This window comes from Bradyrhizobium sp. USDA 4461 (genome assembly GCF_054055655.1).
In genome coordinates this window covers 2,047,952-2,074,943 of sequence record NZ_JBSRXM010000001.1, presented here as the reverse complement: position 1 = coordinate 2,074,943, position 26,992 = coordinate 2,047,952, and the positions used below count along the sequence as shown (strand labels likewise).

The following is a 26,992-nucleotide window of genomic DNA, read 5'->3' as shown; positions in this document are numbered from 1 at the left end:
TTGATGTCAGGATGGAACGCGAGGTTGTCTGCGTACGCCAGATGAAGGCACGCGCGGTGGGCCAACCGGCGCGTTCTGTGCCGGACGAACGCCAGCACTCCGGGCATATGGGAGTGCCTCGCCATTCAACTCGTGCGCGCCGATCGCGCGGAGCTTAGAGATCGCGGGTCGTGGGAGGCGATGGTCCGCGCGCGGTCCCGAAACCTCAGCATCGCAACAAGCGGCGATTTTTGCAGAATCGGCCCAATAGCGCTGTCTTCAGATTCGTATAAGCTCACAAGCTATTTCACTCGCGTGAGAAGTTTCGATGCGGTCTCTCCGGTCGCGGCTGCTAGCACTCTGGATCATGCTGGTCTTGTCAGGAGCTGCGACCGGGTACCTCCTGTTCGAGTCCTTTCAGCAGACCGCGAACGCACGCGTTGCCCGGTCTGAGGAGCTGGTAGCACGCGCCTGCCGGGATATTGCCGACCGCTACCAATTCTTCGTCTCCGGTTGGACGGGCGGGCCCGTTGACGCCCGGCTGAAGCAGGAGCTCAACGCGCTGGTTCAGGTCGCACTTTCCGGTGCCACCGGCGTCGAGGGGGGCGTCTGGCAGGCCGATGCGGGTTCGCTCGCCTACGCCTTCCCTTCCTATGAAGGTACGGGTCCGAAGACCGATCTTCCTGCCGCGGAGCTGGGCACGATCCGCGAAATCAATGGCGAAGCCCTGCGTTCGGGGCGGCCGGCAGGTTTGCGGCAGCCGGCGCGCTCGCAGGTACTGCTGGTGCACGCCTGCCCGTTGCGCGGACCGCTGCAGGGCACGACGGCCTGGACGATGACGCGCGCCTTCACCGCGGAAGGTCCGGCATACACACAATTGCTGACTGGATTGGTTGTGCTTGCAGTCACCATCTTCGGCTCCGCGATATGGCTCGCGCGCGTGCTGTTCTCATGGTCGCGCAAGATCGCGGTCCTGGAGAAGGCGCTGGGGAAAAATGAAGACATCAATCTTCCAAGGCTTCCGCCTACCGGCGAGCCGGAGCTCGACCGGCTGGTCGATGCGCTAAACCAGACCGGCGAACGGCTCGCGCAGGAGCAGCGCCGCGCGAGTACAGCCGAGCGCCTTGCCGCCGTCGGGCGGCTGTCGGCGGGGCTCGCGCACGAGATACGCAACCCCATCGCTGCGATGCGGCTCAAGGCGGAAAACGCGCTTGCCGCCGGCGATGACGCCCGCAAGAAGACTGCGCTGGAAGCGATTCTGAAGCAGGTTGCACGGCTGGACACGCTGCTCCGCAATCTCTTGCAGATGACCCAGGCCGGCGAACCCAAGCCGATGGATGTCGAGCTTGCGTCGTTCCTGCACAGCACGATCGAGCCCCACCAGGAATTGGCGGCGGCCAACGGCTTGTCGTTGGAAACAGGAACGACGGCGCCGAACAATCCGTTGCCGCGCTTTGACCCTTCCCAGATGCAGCGCGCGCTCGACAATCTGATTCTCAATGCCATTCAGAACACGCCTGCCGGCGGGCGCATCATTGTGGACGCCCTGCGGGAACAGGATAAGTTGTTGCTATCCGTGACCGACAGCGGAGCGGGCGTGAGCGAGGAGATGCGTGACCGGCTCTTCGAGCCCTTTGCAACCGCGCGCTCCGAGGGAACCGGACTTGGGCTTGCCATCGTGCGGGAAATCGCGCGTGCTCACGGCGGAGAAGCTCGCCTCGCGCATACCGCGCGCGGTGCGCGGTTCGAGATCGAGGTGCCATGGCAAACGTCCTGATTGTCGATGATGACCCGGATTTGCGTGAAGGTCTTGCGGAGGCGCTGAGCGATCTCGGCCACACACCGCAAACGGCCTCATCGGGGCGCGAAGGTCTCGCCGCGCTGTCCGAGACGGTGGACGCGGTGCTGCTCGATCTCAAGATGCCGGGTATGGATGGCATCGAGGTGCTGCGGCGCATCAGGTCGCAGGAAAGCCCGCCTGCCGTGGTGGTGTTGACCGCGTTTGCCAGCGCGGAAAATACCATCGAAGCGATGAGGCTCGGCGCCTTCGACCACCTTACCAAGCCGATCGGGCGCGACGAACTGAAAATCCTCATGGGACGTTTGCCGTCTCGGCAGCGGCCCATCGCCATGACAAGCAAAGGCAGCCTCGATACCCTGATCGGATCGAGCGAGGCCATGCGGCGCGTGCAGAAGGCGATCGGGCTTGCCGCCGACAGCCAATCGACGGTTCTTATCCAGGGCGAGACCGGGACTGGCAAGGAGCTGGTGGCGCGCGCGCTGCACATGCATGGCCAGCACAAAGACGGCCCGTTCATCGCGGTCAATTGCGCGGCGATCCCGCCGGACCTGCTTGAGAGCGAGCTCTTCGGACATGTGAAGGGGTCATTCACAGGCGCGACGAGCGACCGCATCGGCGCCTTCCGCGACGCTGACAATGGCACTTTGTTTCTCGACGAGATCGGCGACATGCCGCTTGCGATGCAGGCCAAGATCCTGCGGGTATTGCAGGAGCGGGTGATCACGCCGGTTGGCGGCAAACCGGTCCAGACCACGGCGCGGGTCGTCACCGCAACCCACCGCGACTTGCCAAGGCTCGTGGCGGCCGGCGGGTTTCGGGAAGACCTCTATTATCGTCTCAATGTCGTTCCCATTGCGGTACCGCCGCTGCGCGAGCGGCCGTCCGATATCGTGCCCCTTGCCGAGCACTTCCTTGCGCTTGCAGTCAGTTCCGGCCAGCCGCTGAAACAGCTCGACAGCGGCGCGATCGATAAGCTCGCGCGTTACGGCTGGCCCGGCAATGTCAGGCAATTGCGCAACGTTATCGAACGGGCTTGCCTTCTCACCAGAGGCCATACCATCGCCGCGGACGATATCGATACCAGCGCCGCGGAACATCACCCAGCTCACACGGCGCTTCCGGAGGGCGATCTGCCGGCAGCGGTGGCGCAGCTTGAAGAAGCGATGATCCGCAAGGCGCTGGACGCCTGCGGCGGCAACCGCACCGAAGCCGCGCGGCGCCTCAACATCAACCGCCAGCTTCTCTACACCAAGATGCAGCGTTACGGCCTGACCGGCGGAGATGCGTAAGAAAATCTGACGCCCACCGTCAGAAAAGCCGACGACCGACCAGCCGAACGCTCCCAAAAATCCTTCACAAACAAGCACTTCAGCTTTGGCACGCCCATTGCTGAACCTTTCGCATTGGCGACCCGCTCGCCATTTCTGAAGGAGCTTGATCATGAAGATGACAACGACGCGAATACGAGCGCTTGCGTGCGCGTTCCTCGCGGCGACAGCCATCGGAGCCGGCACGAGAGCCCATTCGCAAGCCGCCGGCGCCGTCTGGGATTCGTCGCAACTGCCGGAGTCGCGCGGCCGGGTGAAGCACTACACGTTGACGCCCCGCGGCGACGTTGACGGGCTGATCCTTGCCGACGGCACGGAAGTGAAGCTGCCGCCGCACCTCTCCGCCCAGATCGTCTATACGATCCGGCCGGGCGACGAGGTTTCGATCCGCGGTCTTCGTGCGCGAGCCATTCCGCTCGTCGATGCGACTTCAGTCAGCAATGTCGCAACCGGCAGAACTGTCACCGACGAGGGGCCGACGCGCGGCCCCGACAACGGCGGCGCGCAGCGGGCGTTCAGCGGCCGGATCGTCGCGGGGCTGCACGGCAAGCGCGGCGAGGTGAACGGCGCCATGCTCGACGACGGCACCCAGCTTCGCATGCCCCCGCCTGAAGCCGAGCGCTTTGCCGACTGGTTGCAACCTGGGCAGATGGTTTCCGTGCGCGGAGAAACGCTGGACACCGCGCTCGGCAGAGTGGTGGACGTGCAAGCGATCGGCGCCTCGCCCGGTCAGATGACCGAACTCGACGGTCCACGTCCGCTGCGTGGTCGCAAGGGTGGCCCCGACCGTTTCGGGCCGCCACCTCCACCGCCGCCGCGCGGCTGACGCCAGCCGCATATTTCCGAAGCAACACACAACAGAGGAGAACAACACCATGCACTGGATTGATCCCGATTGCCTGCCCGAAGTGAAAGGCACCGTCGAACGCTTCCTGCTGAACCAGCACGGCGAGATCGACGGCTTCGTCATGAATGGCGATGCGCCGGCGCCGGTCCTTGTTCACACGCCGCCGCACATGGAGGCCGGACTCACCCGCCACGTAAAGGCCGGCGACGCGGTCGGCGTCCGCGGCGTCCGGCCGCGCAAGGGTCATCTCATCGCGGCGGTCGCGGTCACGGCGGCGGATGGGGCGCATGTCGTAGACCAAGGACCGGACCACGATCGCAAACATCCGAAGCTCGAAAGGAGGAAGATGTCGGCCGAGGGAACCGTGCGGCTGTCGTTGTTCGGCCCGAAGGGCGAACTCCGCGGCGCGCTGCTCGCCGACGGCACGGTGATCCGAATCGGGCCCAAGGAGGCTGAACAGCTTGCCGGTCTTCTTGCACCGAACGCGATGGTCGCAGTGAGAGGAGACGGTGTCGAAACCAGACACGGTCGCGTCGTGGATGCCAAGGAGATCGGCACCAGCAGCCGTGATCTCCGCGCGATCAAGGCTGCAAAACCGAAGCCCAAGCACGAAGAAAAGCCCAAACACGATCGTTCCGCACACGCCTGAGGTCGATCGCCAAGAGGAAATTGGCGGAATAACGTCGAGGGTCGAGGCCGGATATGTCCACTGATTCAAGATCGAGACAACGTGCCAACCGCGCCCTCGACGCCGCCAATTTTTTTCTTGCCGATGTGCGCGACGGGCTCGGGCCTTATCTCGCCATCTATCTGCTGACCGTACAAAAATGGGATGAAGCCAGCATTGGCGTCGTGATGTCGATCGCCGGCTTTGCCGGCATCGTTGCGCAGACGCCGGCCGGCGCGCTGGTCGATGCGACAAGGGCAAAGCGCCTGGTGACGGTCATCGCTGCGCTGATCGTCACCTGTGCCTCGCTGGCTTTGCCTCTTTGCGCAGGCTTCTGGCCGGTTGTTCTGTCGCAAAGCATCGCGCATGCGGCCGGTGTGATCCTTCCCCCGATGCTGGCGGCCGTTTCCCTTGGCGTCGCGGGCCATCGAGCCTTTGCGGCCCGCATCGGCCGCAACGAAGGCTTCAACCACGCCGGCAATGCCGCGGCCGCCACGATTGCAGGCGGCACGGCTTATTTTTTCGGTCCGCAGACCGTGTTCTACGTGCTTGGCTGCATGACCGTCGCAAGCCTCATCAGCGTGTTGGCGATCCCGGAAGAGGCGATCGATCATGACCTGGCGCGCGGACTACACGAACATGCCGGGAATCCGGACGGCGATCGCGAGCGGCCGTCAGGGCTTGGCATTCTCCTGACGTGCCGCCCGCTTCTGATCTTTGCGGTTTGCGTAACGCTGTTTCACCTCTCGAATGCGGCGATGCTGCCGCTGGTCGGACAAAAACTCGCGCTGCAGGACAAGAATCTCGGCACCAGCATGATGGCTGCGTGCATCCTCGCGGCCCAAATCGTCATGGTGCCGATGGCGATGCTCGTTGGGGCGCGGGCCGATCGCTGGGGCCACAAACGCTTCTTCCTTGCCGCGCTCCTGATCCTGCCCCTTCGCGGGGCGCTCTATACGCTGTCCGACAACGAGGCCTGGCTCGTCGGCGTGCAACTTCTCGATGGAGTCGGCGCGGGCATCCTTGGCGCGATCTTTCCCGTGATCGTCGCCGACCTCATGCGCAACACCGGGCGCTTCAACGTCGCGCAAGGCGCAGTCATCACGGCGCAAAGCATTGGCGCGGCGCTCTCGACGACGCTCGCAGGTCTTGTCGTTGTGAAGGCGGGCTATAGCGCAGCCTTTCTTGCGCTCGGCGCGATCGCGGCGATCGGCTTTGGGGTTTGCTGGTTCGCACTGCCCGAGACCCGCACGCATTCCGGTACGAATGCCGGCCGGATGGAGCATGCCGAGCCGGCAGCCTCCGGTATCGCTGCGAGGTGATCTTGAGTGTTCTTTTGGAGGTGGCGGAATGGTGCCCATGTACGAATCGCTCCTGACCTGGGGTATCATTGCCCCGGCAACGGCTGGCGTCATCATCAGGCCATTTCGTCTGCCTGAAGCGATCTGGGCGGTCGCGGGTGCCGCCGCGCTGGTGACTTGCAACGTCCTGACTGCAAGCGAAGCGCTGCACGGTGTTGCCAAAGGCCTTGATGTCTATCTGTTCCTGATCGGCATGATGCTTGCTGCTGAACTTGCGCGGAACGAAGGGCTGTTCGACTATCTGGCCGCAATGGCGGTCGAGCATGCGCACGGTTCGCCGCAGCGTCTGCTTCTTCTGATCTATGCCGTCGGCATCGTTGTTACCGCGCTGCTCTCCAATGATGCCACTGCCATCGTATTGACGCCGGCCGTCTGCGCCGCGACCCGTGCCGCCGGAGCAAAGCCGCTGCCCTATCTGTTCGCCTGCGCCTTCATCGCCAATGCCGCGAGCTTTGTGCTGCCGATCTCAAATCCGGCCAATCTCGTGATGTTCGGCGAGCGTATGCCGCATCTGTCCGAATGGTTGCGCCAGTTCGCGCTGCCATCGGTTGTCGCGATTGTCGTGACCTTTGTCGTGCTCCGAATTACCCTGCGCCGCGCGCTCGCCGAAGAGAGCATCGAGCGCGCCGTGCAGAATCCCAAGCTCGGCCGCGGCGGCAGGCTCACCGCAGCCGGGATCGCCGCGCTCGGCATCGTCCTGTTGACGGCATCGGCGCTCGACATGTCGTTGGGGTTGCCGACGTTCATTTGCGGCATTGTCACGGCTGCGGCGGTGCTGGTTCTCAGCCGGCAGTCGCCGTGGCCGGTGACAAGAGGCATTTCGTGGAGCGTGTTGCCCTTGGTCGCGGGGTTATTCGTGATGGTGGAAGCGCTGGTGAAAACCGGCGCGATCGGCCAACTCAGCGGGCTTCTTCAGGCCGCGATCGAGAGATCGCCGACCCAGGCCGCCTGGGGCACCGGAATCGCTGCCGCGGTGGCCGACAACATCGTCAACAACCTTCCCGTTGGCTTGGTGGCGAGTTCGGTCGCGGCCAGCGGCCAGCTCCCTGCGCCGGTCCTCGGCGCGATGCTGATCGGCGTTGATCTCGGGCCCAATCTATCGGTGACTGGCTCCCTCGCAACAATCCTGTGGCTGGTGGCGCTGCGGCGCGAAAAGATCGACGTCACCGCGTGGCGCTTCCTGAAAATCGGTGTGCTGGTGACGCCACCCGCGTTGCTGGCGGCGCTCGCAGCCGCGATCCGGTGACGATTTCGTCCAGGTCGCTTGCTCGCTCGACGAGAAAGACCTGGAGCTTTCATCTCGCGCGATAGCACCGCGCCGCAAGCGTAGAGGAACTGGCGCACCCGACACGATTCGAACGTGTGACCTTTGCCTTCGGAGGGCAACGCTCTATCCAGCTGAGCTACGGGTGCGTGCAGGGGTTCATTTAGCTGATTGGCTCCCGGTCGGCAACGGCGTTGTCCGGCCGGTCAAGGGCTGTAAACTGCCTGCGTTCATATGACAGGCCGGATAAAATGGCCGTCTTTGGAGGGAGTTTGCCCATGCGTCCGCTGGAATTCGGCTGGTACCTGCCCACGCATGGCGACACCACGGCCTATGGGCTGATGGAGGCGCAAATCGCCGGTTCGCCGGAACTCTGTGCGCGGGTGGTCAAGGCGGCCGAGGATGCCTCCTTCGAGTATCTCCTGATCCCCGTTGGCTCGGTGTGCTGGGAGGCCTGGATCGCGGGTGCCTTCATGGCGGCGCGCTCGGAGCGGATCAAGCCGCTGATCGCGGCGCGGCCCGGCTACATCAACCCGGTGCTGATGGCCAAGATGATCTCGACCTTCGACCAGATGTCGGGCGGCCGGATCTGCATCAATTTGATCGCCGGGCAGAACGAGAGCGAGGTCGAGGCCGAAGGCGTGCGCTACGCCAAGGAGGAGCGCTACGCCCTGATGGAGGAGGAGGTCTCGATCCTGAAGGCGCTGTGGGCGACGCGCGGGCCGCTGCAGTTCGAAGGCAGGTTTCACACGATCTCGGGCGCGCATGTCCGCCCGCGTCCGTTGCAGCAGCCGTTTCCGAAATTCTATCTCGGCGGCGGCTCGCGGCAGGCCTGGGAGGTCTCGGCCAAGCATTCCGACGTCCATCTGTTCTGGGGCGATCTGCCCGAGCGCATCGCCGACAATATCGCCGAGATCCGGCGGATGGCGCAGGCGCATGACCGCGAGCATGCGATCGGCTTCGGCATGCGGCTGCAGGTGATCTGTCGCGAGAACGAGGCCGATGCCTGGGCGGCCGCCGACCGATTGGTGCGTCACGCCACCGAGCGGCAGAAGCAGGAGATGAAGACGCTCTACAATCGCTCGGAGGCCAATCAGCGCGTGCAGCAGCTCGCGCGCGACTATGGCGACCTGCTGATGCCGCATCTGTGGACCGGGATCACCAAGGTGCGGCCCGGCGCGGGGATCGCGGTGGTCGGCAATCCCGAACAATGCGCCGCGACCTTGCAGCGGTTCATCGACGCCGGCTGCCACTCCTTCTGCCTGTCCGGCTATCTGCATGACGAGGAGGCCGAGCGGTTCGGCCGCCTGATCCGCCCGATCCTCGCCGCCAACAATCGCGGGCGCCTCGCTGCGTGAAGCACGATCCGGAAGCTTTCCGAAAATTCACGGGTGAATCGACGATCGGCCCGGCATGATCCGGCCGGGATTGCGGCACAACGGAGTTGAACCATGCATCATCGGGGCTGGCTTGCGGCATTGGCGCTGCTCATCGTGACGGCGGCGCACGCGCCGGTCGCGTCCGCCGCGCCGGCACAGACCGAGCGCGACATGACGCCGGTCAAGGAGATCGCGAGCGGGCGCATCGCCGTCGGCAGTGCGACGTTTCCGCTCTATCTCTCGACCGACTGGGCCAGTCCGCTGCCCGACGTGACCCGCGCGGTGCTGGTGCTGCACGGCGTGCTGCGCAATGCCGACGATTATTTCCGCGCGGCGCTGAGCGCGCAGGCGGCGGCCGGCGATGTCGGCAAGCACACGCTGATGATCGCGCCGCAGTTCCTGATCGCGCCCGACGTCGAGGCGTTCAAGCTGCCGGCGGAGACGCTGCGCTGGAGCCTCTATGGCTGGCAGGGCGGCGAGCCCGCGATCGCACCTGGCCCGGTGAGCTCGTTCGAGGCGCTCGATGCGATCCTCGCCAGGCTCGGCGACCGCAAGCTGTTTCCGAACCTGAAGCAGGTCGTGGTGTTCGGCCATTCCGGCGGCGGCCAGGTGGTGCAGCGCTATGCGATCGCAGTGAAGGGCGATCAGGTGCTGCTGCGCGAGGGCATCGGCGTGCGCTATGTGGTCGCCAATCCGTCCTCCTATGCGTATTTCACCAAGGAGCGGCCGGAGCCCGCGATCGCGGCGACATGCGAAGGCTATAACAGCTGGAAGTTCGGCATGGACGATCGGCCGCCCTATCTCGCCGCGCCGACACCGGCCGCACTGGAACAGGCCTATGTCGCGCGCCGCGTGATCTATCTCTTGGGCACGCTCGACACCAACCCCGATCATCCCGCGCTCGACAAATCCTGCATGGCGGAGGCCGAGGGGCCGTATCGCTACGCGCGCGGCCACTCCTATGTCGCCGCGATGGCCGCCCGCGACGGCGGCACGCCGAACCACAGCGTGTGGGACGTGCCTGGCGTCGGCCACGAGGGCGGCAAGATGCTCAACTCGCCCTGCGGCCTGACCGCGGTGTTCGACATCCCCGGCTGCGAGGCCGCGCGCTAGGGCATGATCCGGAAAAGCGGACACCGGTTTCTGGGAAGGTCATGCTCGAACAATGGCATGCGATCATGCTGCGATCCCATGGGATCGCATCATGATTGCATCGCGCGCACACCACAATGTGTGCGCCGATTCGATGGCAAGCCGCATTGAGATCGCCTAGGCTGTTGGCGCGAATGGAGCATCACGACTGACAGATTGATGGAGAACGTCATGAGAGGATGTTTGCTCGCGGTTCTGACGGCAGCTGCGTTGCTCGGCTCGATTCCCGCCAACGCGGCGGATGGCTGTGGCGTCGGTTGCCACGCCACTGTGAACGGCGCCTGCGTGATTGACGGCTGGGGCACCGGCGCTCGCGTGTGGAACGAATGCCCCGCCACCTCGCGCCCGCGTCCGCCCTGCGGCGGCCATGGGTTCGTCTGGAGGCGCGACTACAAGGCCTGTTCGCAGGCGACGAAGGACTGGCTGTAACCTTCAGGCCTGTTGCTATGCCGGCACGATCACCTTGCCGATCGGCCACAGCGCGATGCCGGCAAGCTTGAGATGCGCCCAGGCGAAGGGAATGCCGATGATGGTCACCGCGAGCAGGATCGCGGTGATCAGATGGCCGATCGCGAGCCACCAGCCGGCCAGGATGAACCAGATCAGGTTGCCGATCACGCCGAGCAGTCCGGTTCCGATGTCGGACATCCCGGTGATCTCATCGCGGCGCACCGCGCGCGAGCCGAACGGCAGCAGCGTGTAAACCGCGATGTTGAAGGCGGCGCGCGCCCAGGGCAGCCCGATGATGGTGACCGCCATGATGACAGCGGCGATCAGCCAGCCGAACGCCATCCACGCGCCGCCGATCAGGATCCAGAGGACGTTCAGGAGGATGGACACAGGCTGCATGGCTGACACCTTCGCGTAACACCGCCCTCAATATAGGCCGGCGCGCGGCGCCGCGGTAGGGTGCGGACCGGGCGCGTCGCGCCTCAAAGGGGAGAACGACAATGAGAAAAAGAAATGGGTCCAGGATTCTGGGGGCCAGGATTCTTGGGGCCAGGATCCTTTCGGCCGGGAGTTTGGTGCTGCTGGCATTTTCGGTGCAGGCCGCGCGCGCCGAGGATGCCATGCGCTTCGCGCCGCTCAAGGCCGAGGAGCTGTCGCCGCCGCAAAAGGCCTGGGCCGACATGATCAGCGCGCCGCCGCGCAACGCCAAATTCACCGCGCCGCCGTACCGCGCCTATATCCGCAATCCCGATCTGGCGCCGAAGCTGTCGAACCTGTCGGAGTATCTGCGCTGGAACACCTCGCTGCCGGCGCGGCTCAGCGAGATGGCGATCCTGATCACCGCGCGGCACTGGACCGCGCAATATGAATGGTCCGCCCATTATCCGCTGGCGATCAAGGGCGGGCTCGATCCGAAGATCGCGGACGCTATCGCCAAGGGCACGCGGCCGGACGGCATGAAGGACGACGAGGCCGCGCTGTACGATCTCGGCAGCGCGCTTTATCGCGACCGGAAGGTCACGGACGCCGTCTACAAGGCCGCGCTGGAGAAGTTCGGCGAGCGCGGCATCATGGATATCATCGGCATCATGGGCTACTACGACCTGGTGTCGATGACGCTGATCACGATGCAGGCCGGTGCCGCCAACAACGGCGTCGCGCCGCTGCCGGTGCTGGAGAAATAGGCCGACTTTACCCTCTCCCCGTTTTTGCGGGGAGCGGGTTGGACCGCCGGCTCCTTTGCATGGGGTTGTTTTCGAGGTTTGGCAGTGCGTCCCTGCGGAGGCAGGCGATCTGCGATAGCCCTGCCGCAAGCGGGGTGAGGTGAGGCGGATTGCCTACCGCCTGAACCCGCTGGCGCGCGAGTAGCTCTGGCGGCTCTCCTGGGCCGGGCGTGCCGCCATGCTGGCGCGGGACTCGCTCGTGACCGGCGTCGCCGGCCTCAGATCCTCGAGGAAGATCGGCTTGGCGAAGTAATAGCCCTGCGCATAGCGGATCTTGGTCGCGGCCTGCAGATAGGTGAGCTCCTCGTAGGACTCGATGCCCTCGGCGATCACGGTCATGCCGAGCGCCTCGCTCAGCGATTCGATCGCACGCAGGATGCCCTGGCTGCGCGGCCGCTGATGGATGTCGGTGATGAAGGAGCGGTCGATCTTGATCTCGTCCGCGGTGATGTCGGCGAGCGCCGACAGCGACGAGTAGCCGATGCCGAAATCGTCGATCGAGATGCCGACGCCGATGCCGCGCAGGATCGGCAGGATCTGGTCCTGGAAATGCGACCGGGTCACGAACGCGTCCTCGGTGACCTCGATCATGAAGCGCTTCGGGAAGCCGGTCTCCTCGATCGCGCGCGCGAAGCGGCGCATGAATTCGAGATTGCCGGCCTGCTTGGCCGCGACGTTGATGCTGATCGTCGCGGTCGGCCCGAACGTGTCGTTGATCAGGTCGATCGACTTGACGATCTCCGCCAGCACCAGGAACGTCAGCTCGTCGATCAGCCCGAGCTCGACGGCGAGGTTGATGAAGGTGCCCGGCGCCTGGATCACGCCCTCGTCGTCGCGCAGCCGCACCAGCGCCTCGATGCCCTTGATCTCCTGGGTGCGGATGTCGACCTTGGCCTGGAACGCGCAGCAGAAGCGCTTCTCCAGGATCGCCAGCCGCAGCGACTGCTCGATCTTCATCCGCGCCAGCGCCTCGCGCTCCATGCTGTTGTCGAAGAACGCGGTCGAGCCCTTGCCGTTGTTCTTGACGCGGTACATCGCGATGTCGGCGTTCTGGCGCAGCGCCTCGTAGCTCCTGCCATGCACGGGGTAGAGGCTGACGCCGATCGAGGTCGAGGCGAAGATCTCGGATTCCTCGATGAAGAACGGCGCCTTCAGCCGCTCCTGCATCACATGGATGAATTCGGCGACCTCGTCATTGCTGCTGATCGGGTTCAGCAGCAGCAGGAACTCGTCGCCGGAAATCCGCGACAGGATATCGGTGTCGCGCAGCGCGTGGCCGAGCCGCTTCGACAGCTCGACCAGCAGCGCATCGCCGATAGCGTGGCCGTAATAGTCGTTGATGTGCTTGAAATTGTCGACGTCGAGGAAGGCGAGCGCGAAATGGCTCTGTGCATCGTCGCGGATCAGGCCGTTGACCCGATGCTCGATCACCCGACGGGTCGGCAGGCTGGTCAGCTCGTCGTAATAGGCCGAGCGGAACAGCTGGTCCTCGAACGCCTTCTGCTCGCTGATGTCGGTCGATGCGGAGATCAGGAGGTTGCGGCCGGCGATCTGGACCGGCCGGTGCGCGGTGAGGAACACGTATTTGGAGGCGCCGCAGGACAGCACTTCCTCGAGCACCACCGGCCGGCCGCTGCGCAGCAGGTCGAGATTGGCGGCGTGGCGTTCGTCGACAGGCGGCGGCTGGGTCGCGCTGGCGGCCAGCTGCAACTGGCTCGCGGCGGCCTCGTTCACCAGGATGAACTGGCCGTGCTCGTCCTGGACGGTCACGCCCGCCGGCAGCAGCTGGAGAAGATCGCGAAGGATGCGCAATTCATTGCTGGAAATGTCGTCTTCGCCGGTCGCTGCCGCGCCCGCCTGAAAATCGTTTCTGGTGAGACTATGCATGGGCCGACCTTGGCAAAGTCCGTTGTAGTTTTGGTTAAGCGGACCTGCGAAATGCCGTGACAGAATGAGACCCGGGCGGCTTTCGCAAGCCGTCGCGGCAATCGTCATTAACAGAGTATCAATGCCGGCTGCGGCCGCCGGTGAAAGCGATTGCGCGCTGCGCGGTTGCATCAATCATGCGCGTGTGCCGGAAAGTCGACTTATCAACAGCTCGGCAGCTTGCACTGCATGGTGCAGTGAAGACCGGTCTTCAGATAACTGATCTCGGTCTTGCCGTCGAACGGCCGCAGCGCCGACTTCAGCAGCTTGGTGCCGAAGCCGGCTTCGCCGACGGCCTCGAGCACCGGTCCCTCGGTCTCGTCCCAGATCACGTTGAGACGGCCATCGTCCACCGTCCATGACACCTGCAGGAACCCGCGCGGCGACGAGAAGGCGCCGTACTTTCCTGCGTTGGTTGCGAGCTCATGGAAGATCAGCGCGAGCGAGACCGCGAGTTTGGCGGGCAGGAACAATTGCTCGCCGTTCAGATTGAACCGCACATGGCCGTAAGGTCCGAGCTCCGAGCGCAGCAAATCCTTGATATCGCAGCCATAGCCGTCGACCCGCGCGATCAGATCGTCGGTCGCCGAGAGCGCGCGGATGCGATGGTCGATGCGCTGCCAGACATCGGGTCGGTCCTGCAGCGCCTGATGCAGCACGGCGTGGATGGTCGAGGACTTGTTCTTCAGCCGGTGCTGCAATTCATCGACCACGACCTTGCGGTACTGCTCCTCCTCGAGCAGCCGCCGCGACACCTCGCGCTGCTGCGCGACCAGGGAACGGTAGTGCTCGACGCCCCAGATCGCGATGCCGCACACCACCCAGAAGATCATCAGCAGCGCAAAGCGCGCCGGATCGGCGGTCGAGCCGCTGAAATTGAGCACCACCCCGAGCAGACCGCTGGCGAGCGCGGTTGCGATCCCGACCCGGAAACCGCCGAATGCGGTCGCAAAGAACACCGCCGGGAAATAGGGCGTGAAGAACACGTCGGGCCTGATCTGGGCGAGCCCGAAGCGCGCGGTCGTGGCCAAAACCAGACAAAGCGCTGCGAAGACGATCGCAAGCAGCAGCGAGGGCTGGGAATCGCCCCGCCAACCCGCCCTGAAATCGTCGATCCACTTCGCCATCGCTCGTTCCAGTTCACGTGAACAGGCGAACTAAAATAAGGCCGCTGCGACCGAAAAACCGCAGTTGTGGCGTTCTGGCCACAGGCGGACCTCGCCGAGTTAACCGCGCCCGCGCTTGCGTTGATGGAAGCAGCTGGGGAATATCCGCAACACCAAAGGTTAAGTTGGGGGGCCCGGCATGGGACGGCTGGACGGCAAGGTCGCGGTGATCACGGGGGCGACCAGCGGCATCGGGTTGCGCACGGCGGAGGTGTTTGTCGCCGAGGGCGCAAGGATCGTGGTTGCCGGGCGCCGCGCGGCGGAAGGCGAGGCGCTGGCCAAACAGCTCGGCGGCAATTGCGTGTTTCGGCAGACCGACGTCACGGTCGAAGAGCAGATGCAGGCGCTGATCGCGCTTGCGGTGGAGAAGTTCGGCCGCATCGACTGCCTGTTCAACAATGCCGGCGGCCCGGCGCAGACCGGCGGCATCGAAGGGCTCGATGTCGAGCGGTTCGACGCGGCGATGGCGACCCTGGTGCGCAGCGTCATGCTCGGCATGAAGCATGCCGCGCCTTACATGCGCAAACAGGGGTCCGGCAGCATCATCAACAATGGCAGCATCGCCGGTCGGCTCGCCGGCTTCTCCTCGTCGATGGTGTATGGCGCGGCGAAGGCCGCCGTCATTCACTTCACCAAATGCGTGGCGATGGAGCTCGGCGAGTCCGGCATCCGCGTCAACTCGATCTCGCCCGGTGCGATCGCGACCGGCATTTTCGGCAAGGCGCTCGGGTTGTCGACGGAAGCAGCCGAGAAGACCCCCGCGGTGATGCGCGAGGTCTACAAGGCGGCGCAGCCGATCCCCCGCGCAGGGCTGCCCGACGACATCGCGCATGCTGCGGTGTTTCTGGCGAGCGACGAATCGAGCTTCATCAACGGCCACGATCTCGTCGTCGACGGCGCCATCACCGGCGGCCGCAACTGGAGCCAGCAGCAGGCCGGCTATGTCGCGCTGCGCAAGGCGTTCGATCAGGGGGCAGGGTAGACACTCGCGCCGGAACGGAAGGCATGAACGCCAGGCTGGAGCGGAAGCTGCGCACGCTCGGCGCCGTCATCGTCGCGGGCGTCGTCGCGAGTATCGCCATCAATCTCGCGCAAGGCCGTCATTCGGCGGGAGCATTCGTCGCGGGGTTTGCCTACGCGTTCGTGTCCTGCGTGGTGCTCGGCGGGATCGAATTGTTTGTCTTCCAGGGCCGGCTGTCGGAACGACTCAACCGGCTGTCCTTTGCCGCCCTTCTGGCGGTGCGCAGCGCGGCCTATGCCATCGTCATCATTGCCATCCAGCTGCTCCAGGTCGGCGAGCGCGTCGCCGGCTTGCCGCATCAAACCTCGATCCGGGATTTCGGGGTCAGCATCGCCTATTCCGCCGCGATCTCGCTGGTGCTGAACTTCGGCTTCAGCATCGCGACGCTGATCGGCCCGCGCGTCTTCATGAATTTCGTCACCGGCCGCTATCACGCACCGGTCGAGGAGAACCGTTTCGTGCTGTTCGTCGACATCGCGGGATCGACCGGACTGGCCGAGCGGCTCGGCGGTGTCGGCATTCACCGCTTTCTCGACCGCACGTTTCGCCTGCTCACGGAATCGGTCGTCGATTATCGCGGCGAGGTGCTGAATTATGTCGGCGACGAGATCATCGTGACCTGGCCGGAGCAGCTTGGCGCGGTCGATTGCCGGCCGCTGCGCTGCTTCGTGGCGATGCGCGACGCGCTGCAAAAGGCGGCGCCGCAGTTCGAGCGCGAATTCGGCGCGGTGCCGCAGATCCGTGGCAGCCTGCATTTCGGCCCCGTGATCGTCGGCGAGATCGGCGACGTCAAGCCGGCCATCGTGTTCAACGGCGACGTCATGAACACCGCAGCGCGGCTGGAGGAACTGAGCCGCAAGGTCGATGGCGGCTTCCTCGCCTCACGCGCAGCGATGGCCCGCTTCGCCGCGCCGCCACCATTTCCGTTGAGCGATCTCGGCCGGCTGCCGATCCGCGGCCGCGTCGACGGCATCGACGTCGTCGGGATCGGGGCGGTGGCGTAGTTCATTTCTCGGACCCAGTTGCGCACACTGCGACAAATTAACCCGACGGGCAAATTTGCGCTTCCGTCGTCGGGCAAATCAGTGATCCAATTCCGTCCGTCTCACCCGATCGAGGGGCGCTTCGCGGTCGTCACGAACGTGGGTCGAGATGCGGTGGACGCCGATTGCGCAACTGACGAGTGCGCATGAGGCGGACGGCGAAATCGTGCAGGCCTGACGCCCTAGCGGTAGGTGTCTCTTCCGATTGCGCAAATGCGCGTTGTGAAGACGGTGACAAACAAGCCCAGTCTCGCCGGGGAGAGCACGTATAAGCCGTAAGCCATCGCGCAGGGAAAGCCGGATTGCTCCGGTTACACCTGTGGTCCTACCCCCGTGCTTTCTACCTATTGCACGGGGCCCATGGGTGCGATCGGCACCCGGCTTTCCCTGCGCCCTCTGTGAAGTGAGAGGGCGAAACGAGATGCAAAGCTCGGGCAATTCATGTCGCGAGAATACAAAACTGCGTCCCCCCTACAACTGTCATCGCCCGGCTCGCCGCCTCCGCTAAAGCTTCGGCGCGCCACGGACTGCTTGCCTCGTCGAAGCCTTGGCGTAGACGGGACCGGGCGATCCAGTACGCCGCGGCCTCTCGGCTCAAGCACAGCCGTTTCTGGAATACTGGATCACCCGCTTTCGCGGGTGATGACAGCGAGAGTGCGGCAATTGAATCGAACCCCATCCTCATCGTCGTCCCGGCGAAGGCCGGGACCCAACCACAAATGGCTATTGTTGAACCACGCCGGAACAACGAGTCCCATCCACAACATCCGCCGCGGCGTATGGGTCCCGGCCTTCGCCGGGACGACGGCGGTGGATGCGGCGCGATCTTGCGATCCCTCTACCCTTCCAAGGGCACTCCTGCGCTCACGCCTTCTGCTTCGCCGCTTCCTTGGCGAGATCCGGCGCGTTCACGGCCGGGATCGCGACGCGGCCCGCGCCGGTATGCTGGAGGGCGGCGGCGGCCTTGTCGTTCTGCATGATCTTGGCCATCACGGCTTGGCCGGCGCGCTCGAACACGGCGCGGTTGTCGACCAGGAACTGGCGCGACTTGCGCAGGCCGTCGATATAGCCGTTGATCTCGGGCACCACATAGCGTGCGACCATGTCCCAGCTGCGGCGGGTGTTTTCCGGATTGGCCCAGTCATGCGCGAAGCCGATGATCGAGCCGACGCCGCCGGAGACCTCGACCAGGTTCTTGATCATCTTGATCAGATCGTCGGGCGTGCCGATGGTCGACGCCGCGCCTTCGACGAAGGCGGTCTTGTCGACGGCTTCATCCGCCGAGGAAAACGCGGTGAGGCCCGGCCGCATCAAGGTGCCGACGTTATATTCGTTGTGCCAGCGCAGCAGCCCGGCGCCGGCCTCGCGCCGCGCCTGCTCGCGGGTCTCGGCGATGTGCCAGGACAGCAGCACGCGCCAGTTGGCGCGGCTCACCGTGGTGCCGGCCTTCGCGGCGGCGTCCTCGGCGAACTGCCATTGCTGCGGCAGCGCCATCAGGCCCTGGGTCGACATCGAGCCGAGCGAGATGATGCCGATGCCGTATTTGCCGGCCAGCGTCATGCCCGAGGGCGAGATCTGCGAAGCCACCACGAACGGCATGTCCTCCTGCAGCGGCAGGATCTGCAACGCGGCATCGTGCATCTCGAACCAGTCGGTCTTGGCGGTGACGCGCTCGCCGTTGAACAGGCGGCGGATCACCGCGATCGCCTCGTCCTGGCGGTCGCGCTGGGTCATCGGGTCGATGCCGAGCGTATGGGCGTCGGAGGCGAGCGCACCCGGGCCGGAGCCGAAGATGGCGCGGCCGCCGGTCATGTGGTCGAGCTGCACCATGCGCTGCGCGACGTTGAAGGGGTGGTGATAGGGCAGCGAGATCACGCCGGTGCCGAGCTTGATGCGCTTGGTGCGCTCGCCGGCGGCGGCCAGGAACATTTCCGGCGAGGCGATGGTCTCCCAGCCCGAGGAATGGTGCTCGCCGCACCAGAATTCGTCATAGCCGAGGTTGTCGAGCTGCTCGACGAAATCGAGGTCGCGGCGGAATTGCAGCATCGGATGCTCGCCGATCGGGTGATGCGGGGCGAGGAAGGCTCCGAACTTGAGGCGCGCCATAGGTCGTTCTCTCCGGCTTTTTGTTATCGGGGGCCAGAGCCCTTTCCGTTCCGATGGAATCGGAACGGGGCTCTGGACGCTGGTTTTGACGCGTTTTCTTTACGCGAACAGGTATCCACTTCGCTCGAAAACGCTCTCGCCGCCAACCTACGGGGTGGCCCCGGGCAAGGCAATGCTCCGAGGCCGCGGCGCCCGCATGGTTGTTGCGCAAATCGGCGGCGATTGCCGCCGTCCGGAATGTTTCCCAGCGCATCAACGCAAGTCGCGCGGGCAGGCGCGGGATGGCCAGGGATGACGCGCCCGTGAAGCAACGCTTACGTCCGAGGTAATCGAGCCAATGACCGGAATCTGCTGATGTCGGACGTGACGTCATTTCGGGCAGGGCTGCGCATGCATCAGATCGTCTCGAGTCCGGTGGAGATATCCCGCCGCTGGTGGGTGCTGGCGATCGTGGTGTCGGCGCAATTCATGTTCGGCGTCGATGCCTTCATCGTCAATGTCGCGATCCCGACCATGGCGGCCGAGCTGCACGCCACGCCGGCGCAGATCGAGGCCGTGATCGCGATCTACCTGATCGCCTATGCCACGCTGGTGGTCACCGGCGGCCGGCTCGGCGACATCCACGGCACCAGGACCGTGTTCATCGCCGGCGTCGCCGGCTTCTCGGTGACCTCGCTGTGGTGCGGTCTGGCGCAGTCCGGCCCGGAGCTGATCGTCGCACGGCTGGCGCAAGGCGCGACCGCGGCGCTGATGGTGCCGCAGGTGCTGGCGACGCTGCATCTGTTGTTCTCGGATGCCAGCCGTGCGCGGGCCTTCGGCATCTACGGCATCGTGTTGGGGCTCGCCGGCGTGACCGGATTCGCGCTCGGCGGCGCGCTGGTGACGCTCGATCTCTTAGGCCTCGGCTGGCGCGCGGTGTTCTTCGTCAACGTGCCGTTCGGCGTCGTCATCATCGCAGCCGCGCTGAAGATCATGCCGACGGTGCCGCGTCGCGCCGGCACGCGGCTCGATCTTCCCGGCGCGATCGTGCTGTTCGTGGGCTTGCTGTGCCTGATCGGTCCGCTGCTGTTCGGTCACGATGTGCAATGGGCGCCGTTTGTGTGGCTGGTGATGGCCGCGGGCGTTGCTGTGATCGCAGGCTTCGTGCGGCTCGAGCGCAGCGTCGCACGCCGCGGCGGCATGCCGCTGATCGACCTGTCGTTGTTGGCGGACGCAGCCTTCATGCGCGGCCTGGTCGCGGTGTTTTTCTTCTTCTTCGCCAATCTGTCCTTCTACCTGATCATGACGATGTTCATGCAGAAGGGCTTGCAGATCCCACCGCTCTGGGCCGGGCTGGTGTTCGTGCCGCTGGCGCTGACCTTCGTGATCGCCTCGCGCCACAGCGGCGCGCGCGCCCGGCATCGCGGCACGCTGGTGCTGATCGAAGGCTGCGCCTTGCAGATCACAGGGATTGCGGTGCTGGTTGCGACGGTCGAGATGGTCGCAGCACCATCGGCGCTGCTGCTCGCGCTGGTGCTTGTGATCTTCGGCTACGGCCAGGGCCTGGTGATGGCGCCGCTGTCGAGCGCGGTGCTGTCGAGCGTGAAGCCGGCCAGCGCCGGCGCCGGCTCCGGCATGTACGGCACCACGACGCAGATCGGCAACGCGGCCGGCGTTGCCGCGATCGGCGCGGTGTTCTTCGCCGTCGAGAGCGCGACATCGACACGTCTGGCGCTGTTTGCAGCATGCGCATTGTTTGTGCTGTCGATCATTATTTCGGCCGCATTTCTGTCATGGATGCGCCGCGCCAGCGCATGAATCCGGTGACGCACGCGCGATCTTTCCAAAAGTTCATGCTCAAACAAGGTGCTACGGCAACTATTTCGGCCGATCCTCGCCGCGATCACGCGTTAACGCCGATTCTCACAATTCCGCAGGGAAAGACAGCACACGGCCTTTTCATTTTGCAGTGCAACAATTATCTGCTCGGGTGACACAGAACAATAAATCACCTCAGGAGCTGCTGTTGTCCCTGGTCAACAACGTCGAATTCTTGCGTCATCTGCCGAAGATGAACGCGTTCAGCGGCCTCGGCGCGCTTGCGCCGGCCGTGCCGACGCCGCTCGTCGAGACGACCGAATTCGGCGTCAACCCCGGCGATCTGAAGATGTACTCGTTCGTGCCCGCGCAGCTTGCGCGGTCACCGGCACTCGTCGTGGTGCTGCACGGCTGCGGCCAGACCGCCGCGTCCTACGATCTCGGCGCCGGCTGGTCGGCGCTCGCGGCGCATTACGGCTTTGCGCTGCTGATGCCCGAGCAGCAGGCGATCAACAACGGCAACACCTGCTTCAACTGGTTCAATCCGCAGGACATCGCGCGCGATCAGGGCGAGGCCGCCTCGATCAGGCAGATGATCGCGCACATGGTCGGCGCGCATGCGATCGATCCGAAGCGTGTCTATGTGACGGGACTGTCCGCCGGCGGCGCGATGGCGTCCGTCATGCTCGCGACCTATCCGGACGTGTTCGCGGGCGGCGCCATCATCGCCGGCCTGCCGTTCGGCGTTGCCAGCGATCTGCGCGAGGCGCTGCATGCGATGATGCATGCGAGTTCGCTGTCCGCGCCGGAACTCGGCGGCCTCGTTCGCAACGCGTCGACGCATAGCGGCGCCTGGCCGAAGATCTCGGTGTGGCACGGCAGCGCCGACCGCACCGTGCATCCCGGCAATGCCGATGCGATCGTGCGGCAATGGCTCGACGTGCACGGCCTGCCGCTCACGGCGATGTCGAAGTCGGATATCGACGGCCATCCGCGCGAGGTCTGGTGGAACGCCGACGGCGAGACCCTGGTCGAGTCCTACTCGATCACCGACATGGCGCATGGCACGCCGCTCGGGCTTGCCGACAATGATGAGCGGTATGGCGTGGAGGGCGCGTTCCTGATCGAGGCCGGGATCTCCTCGTCCTATCACATCGCGACCTTCTTCGGCCTGACCGATCAGGTCCGTCAGCCGCACATCGCACCGACCGGTGTGCCGCGCGAGCGCGCGGACACGATCTCGATGACCATCCCAGTGCCCGTGGCCGAGCCCGCATCCGGCCGCAAGAGCGACCGGCCGCGCAAGCGGCGCAGCAAAGGTGTCGACGTCAGCGCCGTCATCACGCGGGCGCTGACCGCCGCAGGCCTGATGAAGTAACGGCTGATGAAGTAGCTACATCTCGCCGGTCAGGAACGGGTTCGTCATCCGCTCCTGGCCGATGCTCGAACCGGCGCCGTGGCCGCAGATGAAGCCGACATCGTCGCCGAGCGGCAACAGCTTCTGCTTGATCGACTGGATCAGCGTCGCATGACTGCCGCCGGGCAGGTCGGTGCGCCCGACCGAGCCGGCGAACAGGACGTCGCCGACATGCGCGAAGCGCAGCTCCTTGTTGAAGAACACCACGCTGCCCGGCGAATGGCCGGGGCAGTGCAGGATGTCGAAGGTGAGGTCGCCGATCGAAGCCTGATCGCCCTCGTCGAGCCAGCGGTCGGGGCCGAAATTGCGCATCCCGGTCATGCCGAAGCGCTCGCCGCTCGAGACCACGTTGTCGAGCAGATATTTGTCGGCGATGTGCGGGCCCTCGATCTTGACCTGCAGCGCGTCGCGCAATTCGGCGGCACCGCCGACATGGTCGATATGGCCGTGCGTCAGCCAGATCTTCTCGACGGTGACGCCGGTCTGCTTGATCGCGGCCTGGATCTTGGCGACGTCGCCGCCGGGGTCGATCACCACCGCCTTCTTGGTCGGCTCATGCCAGATGATGGTGCAGTTCTGTTCGAACAGCGTCACCGGCACGATGATCGCGCCGGCCTTCGGTTTGGTCTCGGTTGTCTCGGTCATGGAGGCACCATAGGCTTCCCGGCAATGCCGTCAACACGCACGGGACATACGCCTGCCCCGGCGTGTGATCCCAAATCGGACCGTGATAAGGTCCAACAGAACAATTCATGAGCAGGCCGGTACGCGGTCGCTCGCAACACGCGTCAAGCCCTCGCAGTCCGGAACGTCATGACCCAGGCTCCCAACTCACCGCTCGGCGGACCCCGGACCACCGCCCGTGCCTTCTTCGTCGCGGACCGCATCAACACGTCCGGCCTCGAGCGTGGCGACGTGCTGGCCACGACGCCGCTGGCGTTTCGCGTCAATGACAATGGTGTGGCGATCCTGTTCCGCTACGGCGTCGTGGTCCTGATCGGCCTCAACGCGCTCGAGGAGGATGAATTCCTGCGCAGCCTGCAGTCGCGCATGACCGGCCTGTTCGCGCGGCGCGAGGAGGAGATCGCGATCATCGAGGTCGCCGCGGAGAAGGAGGACCAGATTCCGCCGGGCGGTCCGATCTATCTGCAAAGCCTGTCGCCGGAGCGGCTGATCCTGGTCGGCGAGGCGCTGGCCAAGAGCGCGGTGCTGGCCCGGCATGAACGCGAGGTGCGGGCTGTGTTCGACACCACCGAGCCGCTCGCGCGCGAACTCGCCAAGGGCGGCCGGGTGCATGGCGGCCGCGTTGCGATCCTCAAGCACATCGGCAACGCGCTGTTGGTGCGGCACCGCGTGGCCGGACCTGTCGAGGTGTCGGAGAAGCCCGACATCCTCTGGGACAAGCCGCAGCTCGAGCGGCTCTATTCCCGGCTCGAGGACGAGTATGAGTTGAAGGAGCGTGCGGAATCGCTCAACCGCAAGCTCGGCGTCGTCGCCGAGACCGCGCAGGTCTTGACCGACATCATCGACACCGGCCGCTCGCTGCGGCTGGAGCTGATCATCGTCTTCCTGATCCTGTTCGAGGTCTTGATCACCATCTACCAGTTGGCGATGGCCCGCCACTAAAGCGCCTTGCATCCGGGCTACGGCGCCATCTTTCCGTCCCGAATTGTGCGTCATCCCTGAACCTGCGGACACCCCTCGGGACACGGGGCGGCGAGCGAGGGGGGAATGGGATGGACCAGGACAACAGGGACTGGTGGCGGCGCGGCATCTTCTATCAGGTCTATCCGCGCTCGTTCCAGGATAGCGACGGCGACGGTGTCGGCGATCTCAGGGGGATCATCGCGCGGCTGCCTTATTTGACGCGGCTTGGCGTCGACGCGGTCTGGCTGTCGCCGATCTTCACTTCGCCGATGGCCGATTTCGGCTACGACATCTCCGATTACACCGGCATCGATCCGCTGTTCGGGACGATGGAGGATTTCGACGAGCTGGTCGCGGCCGCGCACGATGCCGGCCTCAAGCTGATCCTCGATCTGGTGCCGAACCACACCTCCGATCAGCATCCCTGGTTCATCGAGGCGAAGAGCTCGCGCGACAATCCGAAACGCGACTGGTACATCTGGCGCGACCCGGCGCCGGATGGCGGTCCGCCCAACAATTGGCTGTCGGAGTTCGGCGGCAGCGCGTGGGCCTATGACGAGGCTTCAGGCCAATATTACTATCACGCCTTCCTCGCGCAGCAGCCCGATCTCAACTGGCGCAATCGCGAGGTCAGGGACGCGATATACGAGGTGATGCGCGTCTGGCTGCGCAAGGGCGTCGACGGATTTCGTGTCGACGTGATCTGGCACCTGATCAAGGACGCCGAATTCCGCGACAACCCGCCGAACCCGCATTACCGCGAAGGCCGGCCGCCGCACGAGAAGGTGCTGACGCAATATTCGACCGACCAGCTCGAGGTGCACGCCGTCATCACCGAGATGCGCGGCGTCACCGAGGAGTTCGACAACCGCGTGCTGATCGGCGAGATCTATCTGCCGCTGCACCGGCTGGTCGCCTATTACGGCAATGATCTGCGCGGCGCGCAGATGCCGTTCAACTTCGCGCTGCTGTCGACCTTGTGGAGCGCGCGTGCAGTCGAGCAGATCATCGCCGATTACGAAAAGGCGCTGCCGCCGGGCGCGTGGCCGAACTGGGTGCTCGGCAATCACGACCGGCCGCGGGTAGCGAGCCGGGTGGGACCCGCGCAGGCGCCGGTCGCCGCGATGCTGCTGCTGACGCTGCGCGGCACGCCGACGCTTTATTACGGCGACGAGATCGGCATGCACCAGGTTGCGATCGCCCCTGACGAGGTGCGCGATCCCTTCGAGAACAACGTGCCTGGTATCGGCGTCGGCCGCGACGGCTGCCGCACCCCGATGCAATGGAGCGCGGAGCGTTATGCCGGCTTCTCGACCGCAAGGCCGTGGCTGCCGCTGGCGCAGGACTTTGCCAGCGACAACGTCGCAAGCCTCGAGGCGGAGCCGGCGTCGATCCTCAATCTCTACAAGGCGCTGATCGCGTTGCGGCGCAAGCTGCCGCAGCTCGTCCATGGCAGCTATGAGCCGGTCGCCGCGCATGGCGATGTGCTGCTCTATCGGCGGTGCAGCGCCGAGGGCGTTGCGGTGATTGCGCTGAATTTCGGTGCGGCTCCCGCGTCGGTCTCCTCCAGCGCGATCGGCTTCAGCAACGAGGTTCTGCTGTCGACCTTGATGGACCGGCAGGGCGAGAAGGTCGAAGGCGTGCTCGAGCTGCGCGCCAATGAAGGCGTGATCCTAGGGCCGCATCAGGACGATTAGCGGGATGTGCGGGGCGTCTTGGTGTCGATATCGCTGCGCTTGAGCAGGTAGTCGAGCCCACCGACCCGATACCACCGATAGCCGTAGGCCTCGATCAGGAGCGTGTGGCGGCCGCCATCGTCGGCGCGGTTGTGATCCTCGGTCAGGAGGTTGACGAGGAGGTTGCCGGCGTCGTCGGGCAACCCGACATTGAACGATATCTCGAGTGGCTTCTCCGCGAAATTGTGCACGAACAGCACCGAGTTGTTGCGCCAGTCGTAACGAATGATCAGGATGGCAGGGTTTCGGCTTGCGATGACCTTGAAGTCGCCCCAGCCGACCTCGGGGACTTCCTTGCGCATGCGGATGATGCGCTCGGTCCAGTTCAGCATCGAATTGGGATCGCGCCGCTGCTTGGCGGCATTGACGTGCTCATAGCCATAGGGGCCGTCGTCGATCACGGGCACGCATGGCCGGTCGCTTTCGGTAAAGCCGCCGTGCGGTTCGGTCGACCACTGCATCGGCGTGCGCGCGCAGGTGCGTTCGGGCAAATCGAGATTGTCACCCATGCCGAGCTCATCGCCGTAGCGAATGACGGGCGTGCCGGGAAGCGTGCACATCACGCTGTAGGCGAGCTCCAGACGCCGTCGGTCGCCGCCCAGCATCGGCGCAAGGCGCCGCCTGATGCCCCGGTCGTAGAGCTGCATGCTCTTGTCCGGACCGAATGCTTCGAACACCGTCTCGCGCTGCGCCTTGGTCAGGCGGCCGAGGTCGAGTTCGTCGTGATTGCGCAGGAACAAGCCCCATTGCGCGGTGGCGGGCCGCGGCTTGGTTGCCGTCAGGGCCTTCGCCAACGGCTTTGTATCCGCGGACGCGAGCGCGTAGAACAAATGCTGGTTGACGTGGAAGTTGAACATCATGTGCATTCGGTCGCCGTCGCGCCCGAAATACTCCATGTCGGTCTCGGGCAGCACGTTGGCTTCGGCGAGGATGATCGCGTTGCCCTGGCGCCATTGCAGGAATTCGCGAAATGCTCGCAGCATGTCGTATTGCTCGACCGGCTTGCGCACCGAGGCGCCCTTGGTCGCGATCACGAACGGCACCGCATCCATGCGGAAACCGGAGACGCCGAGCTGGGTCCAGAATCCCATGATCTTGAGGATCTCGGCCTGGACGTGCGGGTTCGACGTGTTGAGATCCGGCTGGAAATCGTAGAAGCGGTGGAAGTACCAGGCTCCTGCCTGCTTGTCGCGCGTCCAGGTCGATTTCTGGACGCCGGGAAACACCATGCCCGTGTTGGCGTTGGCGGGCTTCTTGTCCGACCAGACGTACCAGTCGCGGAAGGGTGAATCCTTCGCGCTGCGCGCCGATCGAAACCAGGCGTGCTGGTCCGAGGTGTGATTGACGACGAGGTCGATGATCACGCGGATGCCGCGTTGCCGGCAGCCATGGGTGAACTCGACGAAATCGCCGAGCGTCCCGTAGCGCGGATCGACGCCGTAATAGTCCGAAATGTCGTAGCCATCGTCGCGGCAAGGCGACGGCTGAAACGGCATCAGCCAGATCGTGGTGATGCCGAGCCCGTGCAGATAGTCCAGTCGCCGCAGCAGGCCGCTGAAATCGCCGATCCCGTCGCCGTTGGCGTCCATATAGGTGCCGACGGACAAACAATAGATCACGCCATTCTTGTACCAGAGGTCGTCGATCACCAGGCCATCCTCTCCGGCGGCAGCCGGAGATAA

23 protein-coding genes and 1 tRNA gene are annotated in these 26,992 nt (G+C 64.9%); 17 read left to right on the top strand and 7 right to left on the bottom strand.

Going from position 1 to position 26,992, the window contains the following annotated elements; translation table 11 throughout:
* The first annotated feature begins 307 nt into the window (after positions 1 to 307).
* The 6 genes from ACVINW_RS09725 to ACVINW_RS09700 all read left to right on the top strand — a co-directional run bounded on the left by ACVINW_RS09725 (position 308) and on the right by ACVINW_RS09700 (position 7,229).
* Entirely contained in the window at positions 308 to 1,756 is a 1,449-nt protein-coding gene (locus ACVINW_RS09725; protein WP_456751087.1) for a sensor histidine kinase, read from the top strand.
* Positions 1,741 to 3,069 carry a sigma-54-dependent transcriptional regulator gene (locus ACVINW_RS09720; protein ID WP_456751086.1) on the top strand — a complete coding sequence of 443 codons (1,329 nt, stop codon included), beginning with the start codon at positions 1,741 to 1,743 and terminating at the stop codon, positions 3,067 to 3,069. The genes ACVINW_RS09725 and ACVINW_RS09720 overlap by 16 nt, the downstream gene beginning before the upstream one ends.
* Positions 3,070 to 3,226: 157 nt before the next feature.
* Positions 3,227 to 3,934 (top strand): hypothetical protein, encoded by a 708-nt coding sequence (locus tag ACVINW_RS09715; protein ID WP_456756355.1) that lies wholly within the window; start codon positions 3,227 to 3,229, stop codon positions 3,932 to 3,934.
* Positions 3,935 to 3,983: 49 nt separating this feature from the next.
* Complete coding sequence (locus ACVINW_RS09710; RefSeq protein ID WP_456756354.1) at positions 3,984 to 4,604, top strand: hypothetical protein; 621 nt, start codon at positions 3,984 to 3,986, stop codon at positions 4,602 to 4,604.
* Between the two features lie 53 nt (positions 4,605 to 4,657).
* Positions 4,658 to 5,944, top strand: coding sequence for an MFS transporter (locus ACVINW_RS09705; protein WP_456751085.1), 1,287 nt, complete (start codon positions 4,658 to 4,660; stop codon positions 5,942 to 5,944).
* Between the two features lie 37 nt (positions 5,945 to 5,981).
* Positions 5,982 to 7,229 carry an arsenic transporter gene (locus ACVINW_RS09700; RefSeq protein ID WP_456751084.1) on the top strand — a complete coding sequence of 416 codons (1,248 nt, stop codon included), beginning with the start codon at positions 5,982 to 5,984 and terminating at the stop codon, positions 7,227 to 7,229.
* Positions 7,230 to 7,319: 90 nt separating this feature from the next.
* On the opposite strand, the gene ACVINW_RS09695 is transcribed toward ACVINW_RS09700, so the two are convergent.
* Positions 7,320 to 7,396, bottom strand: a tRNA-Arg gene (locus ACVINW_RS09695).
* Between the two features lie 129 nt (positions 7,397 to 7,525).
* Here ACVINW_RS09695 and ACVINW_RS09690 point away from each other — a divergent pair.
* The 3 genes from ACVINW_RS09690 to ACVINW_RS09680 all read left to right on the top strand — a co-directional run bounded on the left by ACVINW_RS09690 (position 7,526) and on the right by ACVINW_RS09680 (position 10,207).
* Positions 7,526 to 8,605: an LLM class flavin-dependent oxidoreductase gene (locus ACVINW_RS09690; protein WP_456751083.1), complete on the top strand. Its 1,080-nt coding sequence runs from the start codon at positions 7,526 to 7,528 to the stop codon at positions 8,603 to 8,605.
* Positions 8,606 to 8,698: 93 nt separating this feature from the next.
* Positions 8,699 to 9,739, top strand: coding sequence for an alpha/beta hydrolase (locus ACVINW_RS09685; RefSeq protein ID WP_456751082.1), 1,041 nt, complete (start codon positions 8,699 to 8,701; stop codon positions 9,737 to 9,739).
* A gap of 210 nt (positions 9,740 to 9,949) precedes the next feature.
* On the top strand, positions 9,950 to 10,207 hold the full coding sequence (locus ACVINW_RS09680) for a GCG_CRPN prefix-to-repeats domain-containing protein (protein WP_456751081.1): 258 nt from the start codon (positions 9,950 to 9,952) through the stop codon (positions 10,205 to 10,207).
* A 15-nt stretch (positions 10,208 to 10,222) separates the two neighbouring features.
* Here the strand turns inward: ACVINW_RS09680 and ACVINW_RS09675 are convergent, their stop codons facing one another.
* A complete protein-coding gene (locus ACVINW_RS09675) occupies positions 10,223 to 10,627 on the bottom strand; it encodes a YccF domain-containing protein (protein WP_456751080.1) in 405 nt (134 codons plus the stop codon).
* A 176-nt stretch (positions 10,628 to 10,803) separates the two neighbouring features.
* Between ACVINW_RS09675 and ACVINW_RS09670 the strand changes: the two genes are divergently transcribed.
* Positions 10,804 to 11,412: a carboxymuconolactone decarboxylase family protein gene (locus ACVINW_RS09670; RefSeq protein ID WP_456751079.1), complete on the top strand. Its 609-nt coding sequence runs from the start codon at positions 10,804 to 10,806 to the stop codon at positions 11,410 to 11,412.
* Between the two features lie 153 nt (positions 11,413 to 11,565).
* Here the strand turns inward: ACVINW_RS09670 and ACVINW_RS09665 are convergent, their stop codons facing one another.
* Both ACVINW_RS09665 and ACVINW_RS09660 read right to left on the bottom strand, forming a co-directional pair.
* Positions 11,566 to 13,338 carry a putative bifunctional diguanylate cyclase/phosphodiesterase gene (locus tag ACVINW_RS09665; protein WP_456751078.1) on the bottom strand — a complete coding sequence of 591 codons (1,773 nt, stop codon included), beginning with the start codon at positions 13,336 to 13,338 and terminating at the stop codon, positions 11,566 to 11,568.
* 203 nt (positions 13,339 to 13,541) lie between these two features.
* Entirely contained in the window at positions 13,542 to 14,504 is a 963-nt protein-coding gene (locus ACVINW_RS09660; protein WP_456751077.1) for a sensor histidine kinase, read from the bottom strand.
* A gap of 178 nt (positions 14,505 to 14,682) precedes the next feature.
* Here ACVINW_RS09660 and ACVINW_RS09655 point away from each other — a divergent pair, with 178 nt between their 5' ends.
* Together ACVINW_RS09655 and ACVINW_RS09650 are read left to right on the top strand one after the other, a co-directional pair.
* The gene (locus ACVINW_RS09655) at positions 14,683 to 15,525 is read left to right on the top strand and encodes an SDR family NAD(P)-dependent oxidoreductase (protein WP_456751076.1); all 843 of its coding nucleotides are present in this window, start codon (positions 14,683 to 14,685) and stop codon (positions 15,523 to 15,525) included.
* Between the two features lie 23 nt (positions 15,526 to 15,548).
* Positions 15,549 to 16,568: an adenylate/guanylate cyclase domain-containing protein gene (locus tag ACVINW_RS09650; protein WP_456751075.1), complete on the top strand. Its 1,020-nt coding sequence runs from the start codon at positions 15,549 to 15,551 to the stop codon at positions 16,566 to 16,568.
* Between the two features lie 903 nt (positions 16,569 to 17,471).
* Here ACVINW_RS09650 and ACVINW_RS09645 read toward each other — a convergent pair.
* Complete coding sequence (locus ACVINW_RS09645) at positions 17,472 to 18,713, bottom strand: LLM class flavin-dependent oxidoreductase (protein WP_456751074.1); 1,242 nt, start codon at positions 18,711 to 18,713, stop codon at positions 17,472 to 17,474.
* Positions 18,714 to 19,103: 390 nt separating this feature from the next.
* Here ACVINW_RS09645 and ACVINW_RS09640 point away from each other — a divergent pair, with 390 nt between their 5' ends.
* Genes ACVINW_RS09640 through ACVINW_RS09630 form a run of 3 tightly spaced genes read left to right on the top strand, consistent with a single transcriptional unit; the run spans position 19,104 to position 21,888 of the window.
* Positions 19,104 to 20,510, top strand: coding sequence for an MFS transporter (locus tag ACVINW_RS09640; RefSeq protein ID WP_456756353.1), 1,407 nt, complete (start codon positions 19,104 to 19,106; stop codon positions 20,508 to 20,510).
* Positions 20,486 to 20,686, top strand: coding sequence for a hypothetical protein (locus ACVINW_RS09635; RefSeq protein ID WP_456751073.1), 201 nt, complete (start codon positions 20,486 to 20,488; stop codon positions 20,684 to 20,686). The genes ACVINW_RS09640 and ACVINW_RS09635 overlap by 25 nt, the downstream gene beginning before the upstream one ends.
* Positions 20,687 to 20,718: 32 nt before the next feature.
* Positions 20,719 to 21,888 (top strand): extracellular catalytic domain type 1 short-chain-length polyhydroxyalkanoate depolymerase, encoded by a 1,170-nt coding sequence (locus tag ACVINW_RS09630; protein ID WP_456751072.1) that lies wholly within the window; start codon positions 20,719 to 20,721, stop codon positions 21,886 to 21,888.
* A gap of 15 nt (positions 21,889 to 21,903) precedes the next feature.
* On the opposite strand, the gene ACVINW_RS09625 is transcribed toward ACVINW_RS09630, so the two are convergent.
* Complete coding sequence (locus ACVINW_RS09625) at positions 21,904 to 22,572, bottom strand: MBL fold metallo-hydrolase (protein WP_456751071.1); 669 nt, start codon at positions 22,570 to 22,572, stop codon at positions 21,904 to 21,906.
* A gap of 168 nt (positions 22,573 to 22,740) precedes the next feature.
* On the opposite strand from ACVINW_RS09625, the gene ACVINW_RS09620 reads away from it, so the two are divergent.
* Entirely contained in the window at positions 22,741 to 23,553 is an 813-nt protein-coding gene (locus tag ACVINW_RS09620; protein ID WP_456751070.1) for an RMD1 family protein, read from the top strand.
* A gap of 110 nt (positions 23,554 to 23,663) precedes the next feature.
* Complete coding sequence (locus ACVINW_RS09615; RefSeq protein WP_456751069.1) at positions 23,664 to 25,271, top strand: alpha-amylase family glycosyl hydrolase; 1,608 nt, start codon at positions 23,664 to 23,666, stop codon at positions 25,269 to 25,271.
* Here ACVINW_RS09615 and ACVINW_RS09610 read toward each other — a convergent pair.
* On the bottom strand, positions 25,268 to 26,959 hold the full coding sequence (locus tag ACVINW_RS09610) for an alpha-amylase family protein (protein WP_456751068.1): 1,692 nt from the start codon (positions 26,957 to 26,959) through the stop codon (positions 25,268 to 25,270). The genes ACVINW_RS09615 and ACVINW_RS09610 overlap by 4 nt on opposite strands.
* Positions 26,960 to 26,992 lie beyond the last annotated feature (33 nt).